Genomic DNA, 18,633 nt, shown 5'->3' on the forward strand with positions numbered 1-18,633 from the left:
ATAAAACTTAACACGTTTTCTACGGTTTATAGCGCTATTTATTTCCATGCTGTTGTTTCTATTCACTGTGGTTGAGTAAACGAGTTCGTACCTAAGATTTATAAAAAACGATATTTCATTCTTATCTTGCCGTTAAAAGCGAACAGTTCGCCTTTAACGGCCTAAATTGGCTTCCTACAAAAGCCTTTTTAGTGTAGATTCACACTCCAATTTTGTATGTGATTGAAGTGTATTAATGCTTAAATTGTCTGACCTAAGTAAAGGCTATATCGACGGTGGGGAATTTCACCCTGTACTGCAAGGTGCAGAGTTAACATTGTCGCAAGGTGAGCAATTAGCGTTGATGGGTGAGAGTGGTTCTGGCAAGAGTACACTTCTGAATTTGCTTGCTGGTATTGATCGCGTGGATTCGGGTGAAATTTGGTATCCAGACTTCGCGATGCATGATTCTACCGAAAGCATGCGCACCGCTTACCGTCGAAATAACATTGGTCACATATTCCAGCAATTCAATTTACTTCCGACACTGAATGTTGCAGACAACATCCGATTCTGCCGTCAAATTAAAGGTTTACCAGAAGATCGAGGCTTATGGCGTCAGATATTATCTGCATTAGATCTCATGGCATTATTAGGGCGTTATCCAGAAGAAGTTTCCGGTGGTCAACAACAGCGAGCGGCGATCGCTCGTGCGCTTTATATGGAACCTAAAATTCTCCTTGCGGATGAGCCTACGGGGAGTCTTGATGAGCGTAATGCAGAAGCTGTGATGCGCTTGCTGACATCGTTAACCAAACAATTACAGTGCACTTTGTTGGTGGTCACCCACAGTGAAAAAGTGGCCAGCCATATGGATGGGTGTATACGCCTTCAAGGGGGGCAATTGCATGTTATTGCCCGTAGTTAAGGCGCTACTTGGGCATTATCGCCGCCATCCACTGCAAATATTATTAGTTTGGTTAGGGTTAACGCTAGGGGTTTCACTTTTAGTAGGTGTGACGGCGATTAACCATCATGCGAAGCAAGCTTATGCTAGCGGTGAAAAGCTGTTTGCCAATCCTGTTCCATATCGAATTCGACCAAAACACGCGGATACGAAAATACCGCAGGGTTTTTATATCCAATTGCGTCGTGAGGGTTTTAAACAGTGTGTCCCATTTGATATGCACAAAGTCACCTCACAAGATGGACTGGAGTTAAATCTTGTTGGTGTTGACCCGATAGCGTTACTGCAATTAAGAAACTCGGTCACGATCAGTGATATTGCGTCCCAAGACCTGATTAAAGTACCGTCGACGGTAATTGTTAGTGCTGACTTAGCCAAGCTTAAAGGCTGGGTTGCTGGTGATGTGATACCACTAGAGGATGGGGTATTACTCGGACCGATAAAAATCGACAAAAAAAGTGGTATCCGCGGAACGCGTATACTGACGGATATGTCATTGCTGCGTAGTCTTAAGCGCTCTTCCGGATTATCAGTTATTGCATGTGGTGAAATGTCCTCGGAAAAACTCGAAGCTTTGCGTAAGCGCATTCCCAATGGGATGACGCTTTCTCGGAGTTCTCAATCGCAGCTAGAGGCATTAACCAAAGCCTTCCACACCAATTTGACCGCAATGAGTATGCTCTCATTTGTTGTGGGTTTATTCATATTTTACCAAGCGATGTCTTTGTCCTTAGCTCAGCGTCAGCCACTAGTAGGTAGTCTACGTCAGTTAGGGGTGTCCGGCTGGCAATTAGCACAGGCGCTTTGTCTTGAACTCGCCTAGCTTAGTGTTTTTGAGTTGGCTAGGGGGTAATGTCTTTGGTTTGCTACTTGCCAATCAGCTTATTCCTGCTGTATCTCAAAGCCTAAGTGACTTATATGATGCGAATATCGGGTTGACGATTGAGTGGAGTTGGCAATGGAGCATTTACAGCTTTTTGTTAGCATTTGCGGGTGCCGTTATATCTTGTGGCTGGCCTTTAGTTCGCCTGCTTAAATCGCAGCCAATTCGGCTTTCGTCTCGCTTATCTTTAATGCGCTTTACTGGTGCTGAGTTCACGTGGCAAGCGTTTGTTGCGTGTGGTTTTTGTGTCGCCGCGATCGCTATTTATCAAGCGCCTAAGTCGCAAAGTTCGGGTTACGCCATTATTGTATTGATGCTACTCAGCGTCGCACTCATCACGCCATTTATTATCTGGAAAGTGTTTACGGGGCTGTCCTTTTCCCTTAAATGGGTCAAGGTAAGATGGTTCTTTGCCGATGCGGCGGCCAGCATGAGTTATCGTGGTGTTGCGAATATGGCCTTTATGCTGGCTCTCGCGGCAAACATGGGCGTTGAAACGATGGTGGGTAGCTTCCGAGATACCACCGATAGATGGCTAACTCAACGTTTAGCGGCAGATATCTATGTCTACCCTACGAGTAATAATGCGAGTCGAATGAGCCATTGGTTAGAGAGTCAACCAGAAGTTGACCGCGTATGGTGGCGTTGGGAAGAAGAAATGCCCAGCAAATATGGCATGATGCAAGTCGTGAGTACTGGCGATTCTGTTGGCGAGTTGGACTCTCTGACGGTTAAAATTGCTATTCCAAACTATTGGTATCATTTACATCACTCAAGAGGCGTGATGATTAGTGAGTCGATGGCTCTAAAACAAGGCTTAAGACCAGGTGATTACCTGAATTTAGGTAAACCGTTAGGTCGCAATTGGCAAGTCATCGGTGTGTATTACGACTATGGCAACCCTTATCATCAAGTGCTTATGTCACAAAATCGTTGGCTCGCTCATTTCTCGGGATCAGGTGATGTTGCCCTTGGTGCGGTACTTAAGGATAAAGACCAATCAGTTTTGGTGCAGCGGCGACTACAGAGTACCTTTAGGTTAAACACCGAGCGTATATATGACAATACGACTATTCACAAAGAAGCGATGCAAACCTTTGACCGTACTTTTTCGATTGCCGATACACTGGGTAATATCACACTGGTGATAGCGGTTTTTGGTATTTTCTTCTCGACGATAGCAGGTGAAGTCTCTAGGCAGCGGCATACGTCGTTATTACGCTGTTTCGGTATTTCAGGAAGAGAGCTTGTGCTGATGGGCGGCCTGCAATTGTTGGTGTTCGGATTGATTTCCGCCGCCATCGCGATGCCGTTGGGTATCGCCTTAGCGCAGTTAATCGTCGATATTGTTATTAAGCAGTCCTTTGGTTGGTCTTTGCAGCTACAAATTGTGCCGTGGCAATATTTAACGTCATGTTTGTGGAGCATGTTGGCGCTGGTGATCGCTGGCGCGATTCCGGTGTTAAGACTCATTAGGAATTCACCGATCCACTCATTAAGAGATGCGTTGTAAATGAATCGACTGCAGAAACTTATTTTTTCATGTTGCTTAGTGGTGGTCGTAGCGGTGTCATTTGTTGGGATCCTTAAAGAGGATGAGCAACGCATCACTCGCTCGAAAACATCCCACATCAATACGATATTTGGCTCCCCGGGCAAGAAAGTTTTTGAGCCGGTATTGCCTGATCGTGTCGTGACATTACCTAAGGATTTTCGCTTTCACCCCGAGTATCAACATGAGTGGTGGCAACTTGTTACGAAATTGACCGATGAGCACGGACAAACGTATTGGATGAGATGGCGCTTCTTCCGCTATGCCAGTGATGATCGAGTGAAGACAGGCTGGGAAGATCCACAAATTTATATCTCTAACGTCGTGTTGACTAGCCATCTTGGTATGTTTACCGACCAACGAATTGCTCGCGGTGGTGTAGGCCAAGCGGGGGGCGTGAGTCGGCCCTTTAGAGTATGGATTGATGACTGGTCTTGGCGTTCTTTATCGAACGATCCTATGCCTGGTAATTTAAAGATCTCGACGGAAACATTTAACGTTAACTTGCAGTTTGAACGTAACGGGCAGTATGCGGTTATCGGAGAGAATGGCTATCATATAAAGCATGATCTTTTACCACGAGCCTCTTACGCGATTGAAGCGCCATTTATTAAGTCTTCAGGACAAATTTCGCTTCCTAATGGTAAGAGCTTTAAGGTGATAGGCAATGCTTGGCTCTCAAAAGAGTGGGGCAGTGAATTGGTGGGTGGTAATTACGTTGGTGAAGACAATTTTATTGTAAGACTGTCCGAGAAACGTGTTCTTATGGTTAGCCAATACCGATATAAAGATAATATGCCTTTCGTCAGCGCAAGCGTGATAGATGATGACGGACACGTTACCACCATTGACGATGATGCGATTACGCTAAAAGCGCTTAAGTTCACAGAGTTCAATGGGGGAGCTCGCGTGCCTTTAAATTGGAAGATCAGCATACCAAGTCATGATATTGACCTTGTCATTAAGGCTGGAAAACAGGTGAACTGGGTTAACTTTGTGGTTCCTCAGTGGCAAGGCCCAGTCCGTACTAGAGGTTCACATATTGTTTCCGGCTATATTCAACTGAGCGGCTACTAGTACAAACACCCCAGCCTTAGGACAGTTCGCAAGCTTCCATTCATCTAAAAAATGTTGTTACTCAGCAACATTTTTTCTTTTGCTACTTTTTTTCAGAATTTTCTAAATCAAGATGATATTGACAGCCGTACAAGCTACGCAGCTGTTTGTCATCACCAGCATCTTTCTGCACTATACTATTCATAGTTGGTGTATTATTTTATGGATATCTCGAATAGTTTCCTGTTAATATTCGGTTATTCCTACAATTAACCTCCGTACAATCGATTTTTTCTGTAAATTAACTAGATATAGAATCTAACTATTCAAACAAAACGAATAACTATAAAGGGTTTATCTATGAACGACGTCATTCGTGACTTTTTTAAGATGGAATCAGCAGGTGGTATCATCTTGGTGATTACAGCTGCGATTGCGATGGTTGTTGCTAACTCTCCTCTCAATGAGCTTTATCAAAGCGTACTTCATACCTACGTGTTTGGTTTATCTATTTCTCACTGGATCAACGACGGCTTGATGGCGGTATTCTTCATGTTGATCGGTCTAGAAGTAAAACGAGAGTTACTAGAGGGTGCATTGAAGTCTCGCGAGACTGCGATTTTCCCAGCCATTGCTGCAGTAGGCGGCATGGTCGTTCCTGCACTTATTTACGTTCTCTTTAATTCAGGCGATCCTGAAGCAATGAGCGGCTGGGCGATTCCAGCAGCAACGGATATCGCTTTTGCTCTTGGTATTATGGCGTTACTTGGTAACCGCGTACCAGGATTGCACTTAAAGTATTCTTGTTGGCGCTAGCAATCATTGATGACCTAGGTGTTATGGTTATCATTGCGTTATTTTACACCAGTGACTTGTCAACACTTGCCCTTACAATTGGCTTTGCAATGACAGCACTGCTGTTTGCGCTGAACTCGAAGCAAGTGACAAAACTGCCAATTTACCTCGCGGTTGGTTTGGTATTGTGGGTCAGCGTATTGGCTTCTGGTGTCCACGCAACGTTGGCTGGTGTTGTTCTTGGTTTCGCTATACCGCTTCAAGGTAAACCGGGAGAGCACTCTCCGCTGAAACACATGGAACATACACTCCATCCTTATGTGGCTTTTGGTATTTTACCGATATTTGCTTTCGCGAACGCAGGCATCTCGCTGCAAGGCGTATCAATAGAAGGTTTAACATCAATGCTACCTTTGGGTATCGCAGCAGGTCTATTGATTGGTAAACCTTTGGGCATCTTTACCTTTAGCTGGGCTGCAGTGAAGTTTGGCGTGGCTAAGCTTCCTGAAGGGATTAACTTCAAGCAGGTGTTTGCAGCTAGTGTGCTATGTGGTATTGGTTTCACCATGTCGATTTTCATTGCTTCACTTGCGTTTGTGGGTGTTAGCCCTGAATTTGATACCTACGCAAGATTAGGTGTCTTGATGGGGTCGACGACTGCGGCGATTCTTGGTTACGGCTTACTTAATGCCTCGTTACCAAAGGAAGCAGCACCTGAGCCAAAAGAGCAATATTAAATCCTCAGGAATAACTTGATGTAATTAAGCCCAACTTCGGTTGGGTTTTTTTGTCTTAGAGGTCATGGTGACGTTAGCTTGCGGTGACTGTGATGGGGCGTGCAGACTGATTTTTATCCAATGGTGTTCACTTTCGCCCTTAGGGTGAGATAAAGGTAAGATATTCCTCTAATCGCTTTCTTTAGATAGGATGCATCGCTAGAATGGCGCTTCTTTATAAGGGGAGTTCAATGCACCAATCACTGAAGTATATCACGGGTTATCCAGCAAACCTGATTGAGCAAGTCTCAGGATTAGTAGAGTCGAATCGTTTTATCACGTGGTTTGAGCAGCGTTACCCTGACACGCACCAAATAAAAAGTGAAAAGGCGTTGTTTGATTACACGATGCAAATCAAACAACGATTTATGAAAAAAACGGCCCCAATCACTAAAGTGGTTTGGGATAGCAAGATTCATCTGATTAACAATGCGCTAGGTCTGCATACTTACGTCTCCCGAGTTCATGGTGGGAAGCTGAAAGCAAAGAATGAAATCCGTATTGCGAGCATTTTTAAAGATGCCCCGGAGCCTTTACTGAGAATGCTAGTGGTGCATGAACTGGCTCATGTTAGGGAGAAAGAGCACGATAAAGGGTTTTACCAATTGTGCTGTCATATGGAACCTAACTATCATCAGCTTGAGTTTGATGCCCGTCTTTTTATGATTTACAAAGAGTTGATGAATGAAAACGCCAAAAAACGTTAACAAAAATACCGCTAAAGAGTTGCAAACGACGCCTGTAATCGAGAAACGAGCGGCGGCGGGCCTACATAAAAATAACCGACATCATGGGCGATATGACTTCGATGCTTTGGTGAATGTCGTTCCTGCATTGAAAGCGGTCATGACGAAAAATCCCAATGGCGAAGATACGATATCGTTTTCTGATCCTTTGTCGGTTAAGTTGCTTAATAAAGCGCTACTTATGTCTGAATATGGCGTTGAGTTTTGGGATATTCCGGAAGGGTTTTTGTGCCCTCCAATTCCAGGGCGAGCAGATTACATTCATTGGTTAAGTGAGCACTTAAACCGAGATCTAGCCAAGCCCGGTGCAAAAATCAAAGTGCGCGCGCTGGACGTAGGCGTCGGGGCTAATTGCATTTACCCTATTATTGGTGCATCGCAGTATCACTGGAACTGGGTTGGTTCAGAGATAGACGCTAGTGCCATTGAAGCTGCAAGACACATTGTTGATAATAATCCGTCGCTGGCAAAAAAAATCGATATTCGTCAGCAAGCGAACCCAGATACAATTTTTGAAGGGGTGATTCACCCTGGAGATTTCTTTGTTGTCACCACGTGCAATCCACCGTTTCACAAATCATTAGAAGAGGCGAGGCAGGGCTCGGAACGCAAAGTTAAGAACCTTGGGCAGAACCGCCAGCAAAGGGGCAGTAATGCAGCATCAGTTGAAACATCAGCCCTTAACTTTGGTGGACAAAAAGCTGAGTTATGGTGTCCGGGTGGCGAAGCCGCATTTGTCGCCAAAATGGCACAAGAGAGTGAGCGTTTTTCTAAGCAAGTGATTTGGTTTAGTACCTTACTTTCCAAAAAAGACAATATAAGACCACTGACCAAAAAACTGGAGCAATTAGGCGCGACAGAAATTGTGATACAAGAAATGGCGCAGGGTCAGAAAAAAAGCCGTTTTGTCGCATGGAGTTTTATGTCAACACAGCAGCGAAGTCAGTTTGCTAAAACGTTGAAGTAAGCGTTACTGAGAGAGCAATGATTGGTACTTCTTGACCATTGCTCTATTGCCTGCTTTCGATTCAAGGTCGATCAACACCCTCAAACTTGCCTTTTGATAGCCGTAGCGTTGGTTAAATGCCAACAAACGCAGACGAGCTTCTTTCAATTGATGGTTTTTAACCTCTATAGCCGCGAGTTGTATTGTCGCGTTTGGGCGTAGAGGTTGGTGATCAAGCGCTTTAACAAAATATGCTTCGGCTTTCTTTAGGTGGTTCGCCTTCAGCGCACACAATCCGGCATTTTCATAACTTGATGAGACTTGATAATAAAAAGGCTGCTCAATGGCTTGGTTAAAGTAGTGTTCTGCTTTTTTATAGTCCCCTTTTTTACACAGAAATGTCCCGTAGTTGTTTAAAACAGTTCCGTTGTTGGGGTAAGCGTTGGTCGCTCGTTCATAGGCGTGTTGTGCTGCTTTGACATCTCCAACAGTTTCATAGTAATAGGCTAGGGTTAATTCTGGGCGATAGTACTTAGGCGCATGTTCTATTGCCTTTTCAAAGTTCTGTTTTGCTCGGGCGTAATCCCCTTGCTTCATGTAACCGAGTCCCAACTCAATACGTGATTCGGCGATAGCAACTGGGTCTTTTTGCACATTATTCTTACTTTCATCAACCGTCACGCAGCCAACTAAAAGTGACATTACGATTAAAGCGAATGTCTGCCACTTCACCATGTTATTTACCTTTTTTGAACGCTCAATGTTATAAGCTCATGCTCTACATGATAAGCACTTAGACTCTTATCCGGTGTGGTTGAGCGCACCAGTGCGAGTGAACGCTCAGAAATAACGGACGTTGTAAAAGCAAGTTGCTCATAAAGTAAGCGAACGAAGTTAGAATAACGACTCTAATCTATATCTGGCGTATGAACTTCGCTACAGTATTGGCGAAGAAATTAAGTGGTGGCGCAAGAATGACTTTTGAAAAAAAACCATGGTTAAATACCTACCCAGATGATGTGCCAGAGAACGTCAACATAGACCGTTTTCCAAACATCAATGCGCTGTTTGAGCGCTCATTTACAGAATTTGCCGATAAGACTGCCTTTATCAATATGGGCCACTCTCTAACCTACAGAGAGTTAAATGAAAAAAGTGACGCCTTTGCGGCGTACCTGCAGTCGACGCTAGGTGCAAAGAAGGGCGATAGAATTGCCTTAATGATGCCTAACTTACTGCAGTATCCGATTACCATATTAGGCGCATTAAAAGCAGGTTTAGTGGTAGTTAATGTTAACCCTCTCTATACACCTAGAGAATTGGAACATCAGCTGAGAGACTCTGGCGCGACCATCATTGTTGCTGTCACCAATTTTGGTGATAACTTGCAAAAAGTCGTCGCGAAAACCAGTATAAAACACGTAATTTTAACCAGTATTGGTGATGCGTTGGCGCCCCATAAGCGAACATTAGTCAACTTTGTGGTGAAATACGTGAAGAAAATGGTGCCTAAGTATCATTTACCTAGCGCGATTTCTCTGCGTCGCGTGTTGACGGAAGGTAAGAAGCTAGACTTTAATCCACCGAGCATAACAAGTGATGATTTAGCGTATCTACAGTATACTCGGTGGCACAACTGGTTTAGCGAAAGGGGCGATGCTGACACATCGAAACATCATCGCCAACGTATTACAGGTGTTTGGTCATTTTGGTCCGCGTACGGCTCAAGAGCAAGAGCACGCCGTCACACCTTTGCCTCTTTATCACATCTTTGCCAATTCGGTGAGTATGATGTTGATGATGTATATGGGTGGTACAAACCTATTGATCACCAACCCAAGAGACCTGGATTCTTTTGTTAATGATCTCAGTAAATACCCATTTACGATGGTGTTTGGCTTAAATACTCTGTTCGCTGCACTCAACAATCACGCCAAATTTAAACAATTGGACTTCTCTCATGCCGAATTCACCATCGCTGGAGGGATGGCAACACAAAAGCATGTCGCCGATGAGTGGCAAAAAATCACTAAGCATGCCAATTATTGAAGGGTACGGTTTAACGGAATGCTCCCCGGTAGTGGCGGGTGGTATTCATACTCAGCAATGTTTTGTTCCTGCCGTTGGTGTCCCGTTACCGAGTACAGAATTACGCATTGTGGATGAACAAGGTAATGAGCTAGGTATCAATCAGGTCGGGGAAATTCAGATCCGTGGCGATCAAGTGATGAAAGGTTACTGGAAGCAGGAAGCTGAGACTCACGCGGTGCTCACGGATGACGGTTGGCTGTATTCTGGCGATATTGGAAGAATGGATGAACGTGGGGTTTTCTTTATTGAAGACCGTAAGAAAGACATGATCCTAGTGTCTGGATTTAATGTATTCCCGACGGAAATTGAAGAAGTTGCCACGTTACACGCAAAAATTGTTGAAGCTGCTGCTATTGGTGTGCCAGACGATGTCGCAGGCGAAAGAGTAAAGTTGGTGGTCGTTACCAACGGACAAGTGACAGTCGAAGAGATCAAGAAGCACTGTCGACAGCATTTAACCAAGCTACAAAATACCGAAAGTAATCGAATACCGAGATTCATTACCAAAAACCAATGTTGGTAAAATCTTACGACGAGAGCTGCGATAAGTCAGTCGCGGGAATGCAGAATTAGAAATCCCTAAAGATGTGCGTCTTTAGGGATTTTTTCTATGCTAGCCGTGGTGGCTTAATGCTAACCATGACTCAATTAAGAACACTAGTCAGTCACGGTAAAATTGTCCGCGCTGAAGTGATCCAAATCGTACGGTGTTTGCTGATAAACACAGTAGTTCAACCAGTTGGCAAATAGCAGATGTCCATGACTACGCCAGCTGGCACAAGGCTTGTTATCTGGGTTATTGTTGGGGTAATAGTTAACCGGAATCGTAAGCTCCATTCCCTCGCCAAGATCACGAACATACTCGTTATGAAGAGTCAGTGCATCGTATTCCGGATGACCAGTTACAAATACGTTTCGTTTATCTTTTGTCGCTGCTAGGTACACACCAGCGACGTCAGATGTTGCGAGAATGTCGAGGTCGGTGTGTTCTTCTAAGTACTCAACCGAGAAGTCTGCATAACGTGAATGTGGCGCAAGAAACGAGTCATCGAACCCACGTAGCACAGGGTGATAGGGCTGGTGGACTGAATGGTGATAGACACCAGATAGTTTTTCTTTACGTGTCCGTTTTGGCAAATTATAAAGCAGTTTTAATCCTGCTTGAGCTGCCCAGCACACATAGAGCGTTGAGGTCACATGCTTGTTTGCCCAATTCATAATGGTTTGTAGGTGATCCCAGTACATGACATCTTCAAACTGAACTAAGCCAAGAGGTGCGCCTGTGATGATTAAACCATCGAAATTACGGTTTTTAACCATCTCAAATTGGCGATAGAAATTGTCGAGGTGTTCTGTCGGTGTGTTTTTACTTGGGCGATCGTCAATGCGCAGTAGCTCTATATCCACCTGAAGAGGGCTATTTGAGAGTAGTCTTAAAAATTGAGTTTCCGTTTCAATTTTTTTAGGCATGAGGTTGAGGATGAGCACTTTAAGCGGGCGGATCTCCTGAGAAGATGCACGAGTTTCCGGCATGATAAAGATGTTTTCTTCACGAAGTACATCGGATGCGGGCAGTTGGTCAGGAATCTTAATTGGCACAGCTTACTCCCTAAGCTAATTGGTGTTTTGGACGTCTATACATCTAAAGTTAACTGAAACATGTAGTCTTGTCGACCGTTAATTGGTACCAAGTCGACCACAACATTGACTTACGCGAGATTTCCCCCTGATGACGAAAGTAATTTCTGTATAATGAACCGAATATAACCGCAGCGTGTAATCATTGGATTATTGTGACGAAATTGATATTAATTCGGGGTTTACCGGGTTCGGGTAAATCAACCTTGGCGCAGACCCTATCAGCCTTCCATATCGAAGCAGATATGTTCTTTGTGGATGACTGTGGTTTGTACCAATATGACGCGTCTCGTATTGAGGAGGCGCACCTTTGGTGCCAGGGTCAAGCTGAACAACAACTGTCGCTTGGTAACGACGTGGTGGTTGCCAATACGTTTATTCGTCGCTGGGAAATGAAAGCGTATCAACAGATGGCGATACGCCATAATGCAGAGATTGAAATTAGAGTGTGCCGGGGGCGTTATGCCAATATCCATGGTGTAGAGCAAGCTGTGATTGATAAAATGCAACGTCGCTGGCAAGACTAAGTCGTTGCATTTTTTTAATCGCGAAGCAGCTTGATATTAAGCGGCGAGTTCGCTATTGATGATAAGCAATAAGCAATAAGCAATAAGCAATAAGCAATAAGCAATAAGCAATAAGCAATAAGCAATATGAAATAGGAAAAGATAGATGGCAAAACGCTCACCAATTGTTGAAATGACGTCATATGGTATTTACTCTACGTGGGATTCTAGCGCGAAAACATTGCCGAAAATTCAGGAGTTTACGACTAACGTTACCGCCGATGAACAGGTGGAGTTTGGTTTCACTGTGAACATCAAAAAGGCCAAAGGCGAGCGAATTCAGTTTTGTATTTTCCATCCCGGCATTGTCGGTAAAAAAGGGCAAGTATTAGAGCCTTTTGATGGGGAAGAACACATCAATAGTAATGATTGGGACTTCTATTTAGGCGATACGATTCAGTTGCTCCATCCAACAGAGGGACTAGAAAGCAATTTGGGTGAATGGAAGATGGAAATGTCGTTACAAGGCAAAGTCGTCGCGGAGAAAAAATTCAAAGTGATGGCGAGAGACGAGGGGCAGTTTTGGAAAAATCGCGGCTTCTAGTGACCATTCGGCTGAATAGCTTTGTACATAGAGTCGATGATAAGCAACGTTTAATCCAGCTCGCGAGTGATCTGAAGTGTCAGTTGAAGCGTATCCGACGATCTCGAAACTGGACATTAATTGGCAACCCCCAATCATTGTCCCGCTTCGCTCTTGAATCTGATGTGGGGTGGATTGCTGTGGCGGTTGATAAAGTGTTGGCAGAGTATAAGTCACCTATTCAGCAGGTGTTGGAGCAAAATCCCGATATTACCGTGGCTGAACTGATGCATGAATCTGGTTGTAGCTTGGTAGAGGCACGAAAAGCCATTGATGAGTTTGAAGGGTTGTAGAAACGAACAATTCGACCCTGTAAATAATTCTGAGCGTATTCTTCTTTGTGATTTGGATTTAAGGCGTAAAAAAGCCACTCCGAATTCAGGGAGTGGCTTCAAAATACGTACTCTACGCTGTAACGTAAGCAATCACGAAGTCAGTGATTTTTACCATGTCATCAATGGCAATGTATTCTTCAGTGGTGTGTACTTTCGCCATACCTGTTGAAAGGTTGACGGTGGTTAGCCCTTTCTTATTGAAGTTATTTGCATCACTACCGCCACCCGTGTGTTTGGTGGTTGCTTCAATGCCATTCTTGGCAAAGGCTGCTTTTACTTGCAGTACGTGTGCATCATCTTCTGCGATAACAAAGGCGTTGTAAGCACGTGTTGATTCGATCTCAACCGTCGCGCCGAACTTTTTCGCTGAAGCTTCGAACGTTGCAATCATGTGCTCAACTTGTGCAGCCAGTTTGTCACCGTTCAAAGAACGTGCTTCGGCGATAACAGTGAGTTCAGGCATTACGATGTTTGTTGCCTGACCACCATTGATCATACCGATGTTTGCCGTGGTTTCTTCATCAATGCGCAGTAGCTTCATGTTCATGATAGCATCGGCAGCAACACTCGCTGCGCTAATGCCTTCTTCAGGAGCAAGACCAGCGTGAGCGGGGCGACCTAGTGATTTTTGCAATGATTTTCTGTTGCCCTGGTGCGCCAGTTACAATGCTACCAATTGCGCCGCCTGTATCAAGAACAATGGCTTTGTCAGATTGGATGAATGACATGTCGAAGTATTCAGAGCCAAACAAACCACCTTCTTCATGAACGGTGAAAGCCACTTCAATCGTTTTGTGTGCAACGTTTTGCTCTTTTAGGCATCGAACGGCTTCCATTACGGCAGCGATACCAGATTTGTCGTCTCCACCAAGGATCGTGTTGCCTTTCGAGCGAATAATACCATCTTCGATGATTGGCTCGATGCCAATACCAGGAGAAACGGTATCCATATGGGCGCTAAAAACAATGCTGCCTTCTAGGGTGCCTTCAAGTCGACCGTACACATTAAAACCATTGGTGTACTTCTCTGGAACGGGAAGTTTGCTAACGGTAAATCCAAGCTCGCCTAGCTGTTCAGATATTGCTTCTGCGATGGCTTTTTCGTTGCCAGATTCACTGTCGATTTTTACAAGTTCAAAGAAATGGTTGACCAAACGGTCCGTATTTACATGGGTCATAGAATTCTTTCAGGTTTAGAACAGGGAGGATTACTTTACACCCTATGTTTACGTGCTAGACCTGAGATAAATCAAAAAAACCGCCGCATTTCAGATTTATTGCTTAGTTTTGAGAGGATTTTTGCTTAGAAAATTGGTAACACGCGGCCATTGTAGTAGAAACAATCAATATGCTGCCTCCCCACTGCAAAAGCGTGAGCACTTCACTTAGAAAAAACACCGAAAATAGCAGTCCAAATAATGGTTCGGTTGCCATGAGTAATGAAGCATGACTGGCACTTAAAAATCTCACGGAGTAATTCTGTAGAAAAAATGCCAGCAACGTACAGGCTAGTGCAAGGTATAAAAGATAAAGGGTTTCTTCTAGCCCAAATAATGAGAGCATCTGTATCGTTTGGGTGGCGTTATAATTGTAAATAATGAGTCCAAGCATCGACATGGTGACGACGGTGAGCTGAATGAACGTCACCAATTCTAAACTTAGCGCCGAATCACTCAATGCTTTGCGGCAAGCCACCACCATAATCGAGCGTAGGATGGCTGCGGTCAGTATCAGAATGACACTGTCGTTAAGGTCTATGTCGTTTAGGACAATGGCATGCCAATTGGTATTGGACGCTAATACGATGCCTATTACCCCTAACAAGCAGTACAAGTAGAGAGACACGGGAAGTATTGTTTTTAGCCAAAGACGTTCTATAAACGGGGTAAAGAGCACACAAAGGCTTATAAGTACGGCAACTTCACTTGCTTGCGTTAACATTACGGCCCACGTTTCGGTAATGAAAATACCGGTAAGAATGAAACCGGTCGTCATGCCTACCGTTAGGTAGCGACGAGGAGAGACGAAAAAGTCCGCCACCACATTTTTTCTAACAAGAATCGATCCGAGTACTAGGCTACTTATAGCAAAGCGTGCAAATAGAAGTTGTTCTAGTGGCATTAGGGTCAGTAATTTCTTTGATACCCCATAGCTCGTTCCCCACATGACGGAAACGAACAACAGTCCCAATATGGCAATACTTGATGGTAGTCCATATGCATAATGTCGGCTAATCTGCATTTGTCTGATATTCTTCCGTTAAATAACACTGTGCTTATGCTAACTTATGAATAGCGAAATAATAATATCTCCAGTAGTCAAAGGAGTGATGACCAGTGGACACAAATAAATTGATGGGTCTCTTACCCGACATCGCCGCGTTTGTCGTTGTTGTTGAATCAGGAAGTTTTACGGCTGCCTCACAACGTCTTGGTGTGACGCCATCTGGGGTGAGTCGTCAGGTGAGTCGGCTTGAGTCGGCGCTGGCGACCGATTTACTTGAAAGAACGACACGAAAGCAGGTCACCACAGATGCTGGTAAGGCCGTCTATGAATTTGGGAAAAAAATCATGGAGGCAGCCACTGATATTTCAGTTATCACAAGTCAAGGTGACCAAGAGATAACTGGCGAGTTGAGGATTGCCGCCCCAAAAGCCTTTAGCCGTCATATTTTGGAACCGCTGCTGCTGTCGTTTTTAAGGCAATGTCCCAAGGTCAAATTGAGGCTATTTGTGAGTGATGATTTTGTTGATCCGTTTGGTCACAATTTAGATATCGTCTTTGAGTTGACACATTCACCGCGTGAAAATCTTGTCGCCAAGAACCTAGGGAACATTAAAACAGTACTATGCGCGAGCAAAACGTATTTGCAATCAAATGGTGTACCATTTGAACCTAACCAGCTATTACAGCATCAGTGCTTATTCTTAAACGAATCACCTAATGACAATCAATGGGTTTTTACTCGTGATGACGATGTGGTGAAAGTACAAGTCGATGGGCGCTTTAGTGTGAATCATTCAGAAATGCGACTAAATGCGGTACAACAAGACTTTGGTATAGGGGTATTTCCGGAGTTTGTTGTTCGGGAAGCCCTGCTGAAAGGAGACGTACTTCCGGTACTGCCTGATTGGAAAATTAACTCACGGTATCAGGGGCTCGTGGTGATGCAGTTTCCACAATCCAAATATATGCCAGCACGTCGGCGAGCGTTTATCGACTATATAGTGGACGCGATGGCATAGTGGACGCGATGGCATAGTGGATGCGATGGCAGAGCCGTCGACGTAGCAAGTAATAGAATGCTCTGGGGTGTGAGATGAAGCGCATGTCGTGATGAAGGCGCTTCATTATCGTGATTGTGGCCGTCGAATTGAGTAAAACGTTTAACGAGTAAAACGTTGAGGAAAATCGCTAAAAATACCGTCAACGTAATCACGCAGTTTGAAAGATTTTGGATTGTTGACGGTATAACACCAAATAGATACCTGTTTTCGCCTTAATGCTTGTACATGCCGTTGGTTCAGCCAGCGGTAGTTTAGGTGGCAGCTATAGGCTTCCACGTCGTCGATCAATCGAAGTAATTTGTTATTGAGTCTGTTTCCCAATACACCTAGTTTGATTCCCAGATTAGCCGAGTAGAGCGCTTGCATGACGCTGGCGCTAAAACTGGAAAGGAGCAGCTGTTCGCGGTTGATAGCGCTAGCGGCAAGATCGCGTTCAAGTAACGATACAACGTGATGGGCATCATGTGTGTCTATCTTGATTTCCAGATTGACGCAAAGCTGGTTCTCATCGCAATACTGCAACAGCGCCTTTAACGTTAATATGGGCTCTGCTCGATATTGTTTGTCTTTCCATGCGCCAAAATCGAGTTGTTGTAACTGCGCCAGTGATAATTTGTCGACACGACCGTGTCCATTGCTGCAGCGATCAACCGTATGATCGTGACAAATCACAAGAATGTCGTCCTGAGTGGGCTGTACATCCACTTCAATCCAATTCAAACCCAGTCGTTTGGCTTCCCTGATACTAATTAAGGTATTCTCCGGGTGGGTTCCTGCAACACCACGATGTCCAGCCACAATTAAGCTCATAGATTAATCCTGTTTCTTTTTACGCTTGAGCTGCGTCAGTCAATGGGATCATTCTATGGCTTAACTCAATGAACGACAATTGAAAATACGCCGCAACGATAGGGGGGTGTATTAGAGGATGTGGTTATGTTGCGAATTTGTAAATAAAAGGCTATCTTATCGAAAGAGATTAGACCAGTTGAAGTCATGATGAAAATACATAACATAAAAGGCTATATTCAACAGATATACTTAGTTGAATATCCAGATAAATTGTTACTGCTTGATGGTGCAAGCCGAGCCGACGTTAGCACTATTTGCCACTTTATTACTAAAGAGCTGACTCGTCCATTGACTGACCTAAAAGTCGTGGTGGTCACTCACATGCACCCTGACCATGCAGGCGCAGCCAATCGCCTTAGAGCACTTTGTGGCTGTGATATTGTGTCTTCTAACGAAACCCATCAATGGTATCGAGGCATTGACGGATTTTTCATGCACCTTGCTGATCTTTCATTAGCGTGGTGGATGGCGAGTCGTATGGGGAAACCACGAAAGAATTTATGGTATAAAAAGTCGCTCACTCCACAGTTTGGTGTCGTGGATGGTGATCGGATCCCCAATTTTTCGGATTGGCAGGTCATTGCAACGCCCGGTCATACCGATAGGGATATCTCTGTTTACCACGCAGGGCAGGCGGTTATTTACGTGGCGGACCTTATGGTGCAAGTTAAGCAAAATTTGGTGGCACCATTTCCAGTTTTTCACCCTAATCAATATCGAGCGTCGATTAAGAAAGTGTATCAACTGAATGCGAAGCAAGTGCTGTTAGCGCACCGCAGTCCGGTCACCTTTGATCAAAAAGCCATGGAGCACTTGTTGGATACGGCGCCAAGAACGCCAGTGACTCACTGGCGGGTGGTTAAAATTAAAACCAAAAAGCTATTGAATGGATTGTCTAATCGTTTTTCTTGATCTGAGCTTTGTCTTGCTTTGGAAAAATGAGTGAGTCGGTATCGAACCCCGCTTTATTTGCTTTTTGAATATAGTTGTCTAGTGCTTCTTGGGGTAGGGTTGGAGTTCGGGAAAGAAGCCAGAAGTAATCCAAATTGTAGCCACTCACTAGTGCTACCGAGTAGTCGTCCTCAAGATAGTAAACGACATAACTACCATAGAAAGGCCCAAAAAAAGACACCTTTAGATGGGCGATATCTGGTGTATCGACGAACTTAGCTTTCCCTTCTGCTTCGGACCATTCATTGTCTTCACGGTTCCAACCACGATTGACGACTTTTACTGAGCCATCTTTGTTAATGGAGTAAAATGCGGAGACATTATCTAAGCCGCGCTCAAAGCTATGATCCAATCGAGCGACTTCGTACCATTGTCCGAGATAGCGATTAAGTTCAAATTGGTTAATAGGCTGTACGGTGCTCGGCATACCAGTACAAGCGGTCAATAGCACCATCATGCTAAGCATCATGAATTTACGAATGTGAAGGTCCATCTACGTTTCCTGATTGAGAATACTTCTTTGATTATAAATGTTTATTTGAAATATCAACGATCAAACTCGACAAATATTGCATAAAACTGGTATTACGCATACTCTCGTTAACGGTCTAAAAGTCAGAGTTGGCTACA

The 18,633-nt window shown here is 44.3% G+C and carries 14 protein-coding genes and 4 pseudogenes; 12 read left to right on the forward strand and 6 right to left on the reverse strand.

Features of this window, described 5'->3' with window-relative positions:
• Positions 1-235: 235 nt before the first annotated feature.
• The 6 genes and pseudogenes from AC0L66_RS08215 (at position 236) to rlmF (ending at position 7,721) form a co-directional block, all read left to right on the forward strand.
• The gene (locus AC0L66_RS08215; RefSeq protein WP_265673089.1) at positions 236-907 is read left to right on the forward strand and encodes an ABC transporter ATP-binding protein; all 672 of its coding nucleotides are present in this window, start codon (positions 236-238) and stop codon (positions 905-907) included.
• Positions 888-3,342 (forward strand): annotated as a pseudogene (locus AC0L66_RS08220) (ABC transporter permease). Before AC0L66_RS08215 ends, AC0L66_RS08220 begins: the two are co-directional and overlap by 20 nt.
• Positions 3,343-4,458: a lipocalin-like domain-containing protein gene (locus tag AC0L66_RS08225; protein WP_473569078.1), complete on the forward strand. Its 1,116-nt coding sequence runs from the start codon at positions 3,343-3,345 to the stop codon at positions 4,456-4,458.
• 339 nt (positions 4,459-4,797) lie between these two features.
• Positions 4,798-5,969 (forward strand): annotated as a pseudogene (gene nhaA / locus AC0L66_RS08230) (Na+/H+ antiporter NhaA).
• Between the two features lie 230 nt (positions 5,970-6,199).
• Entirely contained in the window at positions 6,200-6,715 is a 516-nt protein-coding gene (locus AC0L66_RS08235; RefSeq protein ID WP_265673084.1) for a YgjP-like metallopeptidase domain-containing protein, read from the forward strand.
• Entirely contained in the window at positions 6,693-7,721 is a 1,029-nt protein-coding gene (rlmF, locus tag AC0L66_RS08240) for a 23S rRNA (adenine(1618)-N(6))-methyltransferase RlmF (protein WP_473569080.1), read from the forward strand. Before AC0L66_RS08235 ends, rlmF begins: the two co-directional genes overlap by 23 nt.
• 3 nt (positions 7,722-7,724) lie before the next feature.
• Here the strand turns inward: rlmF and pilW are convergent, their stop codons facing one another.
• On the reverse strand, positions 7,725-8,435 hold the full coding sequence (gene pilW, locus AC0L66_RS08245) for a type IV pilus biogenesis/stability protein PilW (protein ID WP_473569082.1): 711 nt from the start codon (positions 8,433-8,435) through the stop codon (positions 7,725-7,727).
• A gap of 239 nt (positions 8,436-8,674) precedes the next feature.
• Here pilW and AC0L66_RS08250 point away from each other — a divergent pair.
• Positions 8,675-10,339 (forward strand): annotated as a pseudogene (locus AC0L66_RS08250) (AMP-binding protein).
• Between the two features lie 109 nt (positions 10,340-10,448).
• Here AC0L66_RS08250 and metA read toward each other — a convergent pair.
• Positions 10,449-11,390 carry a homoserine O-succinyltransferase MetA gene (gene metA / locus AC0L66_RS08255; protein ID WP_473569084.1) on the reverse strand — a complete coding sequence of 314 codons (942 nt, stop codon included), beginning with the start codon at positions 11,388-11,390 and terminating at the stop codon, positions 10,449-10,451.
• 194 nt (positions 11,391-11,584) lie between these two features.
• On the opposite strand from metA, the gene AC0L66_RS08260 reads away from it, so the two are divergent.
• From AC0L66_RS08260 to AC0L66_RS08270, 3 genes are all read left to right on the forward strand, one after another.
• The gene (locus AC0L66_RS08260; protein WP_265673079.1) at positions 11,585-11,956 is read left to right on the forward strand and encodes an ATP-binding protein; all 372 of its coding nucleotides are present in this window, start codon (positions 11,585-11,587) and stop codon (positions 11,954-11,956) included.
• 145 nt (positions 11,957-12,101) lie between these two features.
• The gene (locus tag AC0L66_RS08265) at positions 12,102-12,539 is read left to right on the forward strand and encodes a DUF3859 domain-containing protein (protein WP_265673078.1); all 438 of its coding nucleotides are present in this window, start codon (positions 12,102-12,104) and stop codon (positions 12,537-12,539) included.
• Entirely contained in the window at positions 12,518-12,871 is a 354-nt protein-coding gene (locus tag AC0L66_RS08270; protein ID WP_473569086.1) for a ribosome recycling factor family protein, read from the forward strand. The genes AC0L66_RS08265 and AC0L66_RS08270 overlap by 22 nt, the downstream gene beginning before the upstream one ends.
• A 112-nt stretch (positions 12,872-12,983) precedes the next feature.
• Here AC0L66_RS08270 and AC0L66_RS08275 read toward each other — a convergent pair.
• Positions 12,984-14,091: pseudogene (locus AC0L66_RS08275) on the reverse strand (M20/M25/M40 family metallo-hydrolase).
• A gap of 103 nt (positions 14,092-14,194) precedes the next feature.
• On the reverse strand, positions 14,195-15,154 hold the full coding sequence (locus AC0L66_RS08280; protein ID WP_473569087.1) for a DMT family transporter: 960 nt from the start codon (positions 15,152-15,154) through the stop codon (positions 14,195-14,197).
• Between the two features lie 95 nt (positions 15,155-15,249).
• On the opposite strand from AC0L66_RS08280, the gene AC0L66_RS08285 reads away from it, so the two are divergent.
• Entirely contained in the window at positions 15,250-16,158 is a 909-nt protein-coding gene (locus tag AC0L66_RS08285; protein ID WP_265673073.1) for a LysR family transcriptional regulator, read from the forward strand.
• A gap of 141 nt (positions 16,159-16,299) precedes the next feature.
• Here the strand turns inward: AC0L66_RS08285 and AC0L66_RS08290 are convergent, their stop codons facing one another.
• Positions 16,300-17,010, reverse strand: a complete 711-nt coding sequence (locus AC0L66_RS08290; RefSeq protein WP_265673071.1) for a glycerophosphodiester phosphodiesterase family protein — start codon at positions 17,008-17,010, stop codon at positions 16,300-16,302.
• 189 nt (positions 17,011-17,199) lie between these two features.
• On the opposite strand from AC0L66_RS08290, the gene AC0L66_RS08295 reads away from it, so the two are divergent.
• Entirely contained in the window at positions 17,200-17,964 is a 765-nt protein-coding gene (locus AC0L66_RS08295) for an MBL fold metallo-hydrolase (RefSeq protein ID WP_265673254.1), read from the forward strand.
• Here the strand turns inward: AC0L66_RS08295 and AC0L66_RS08300 are convergent.
• Positions 17,948-18,496, reverse strand: a complete 549-nt coding sequence (locus AC0L66_RS08300) for a lipocalin family protein (protein ID WP_265673070.1) — start codon at positions 18,494-18,496, stop codon at positions 17,948-17,950. The two genes, AC0L66_RS08295 and AC0L66_RS08300, sit on opposite strands and share 17 nt — an antisense overlap.
• Between the last annotated feature and the right edge of the window lie 137 nt (positions 18,497-18,633).

It is taken from the genome of Vibrio sp. GJ43-1, from assembly GCF_055808835.1.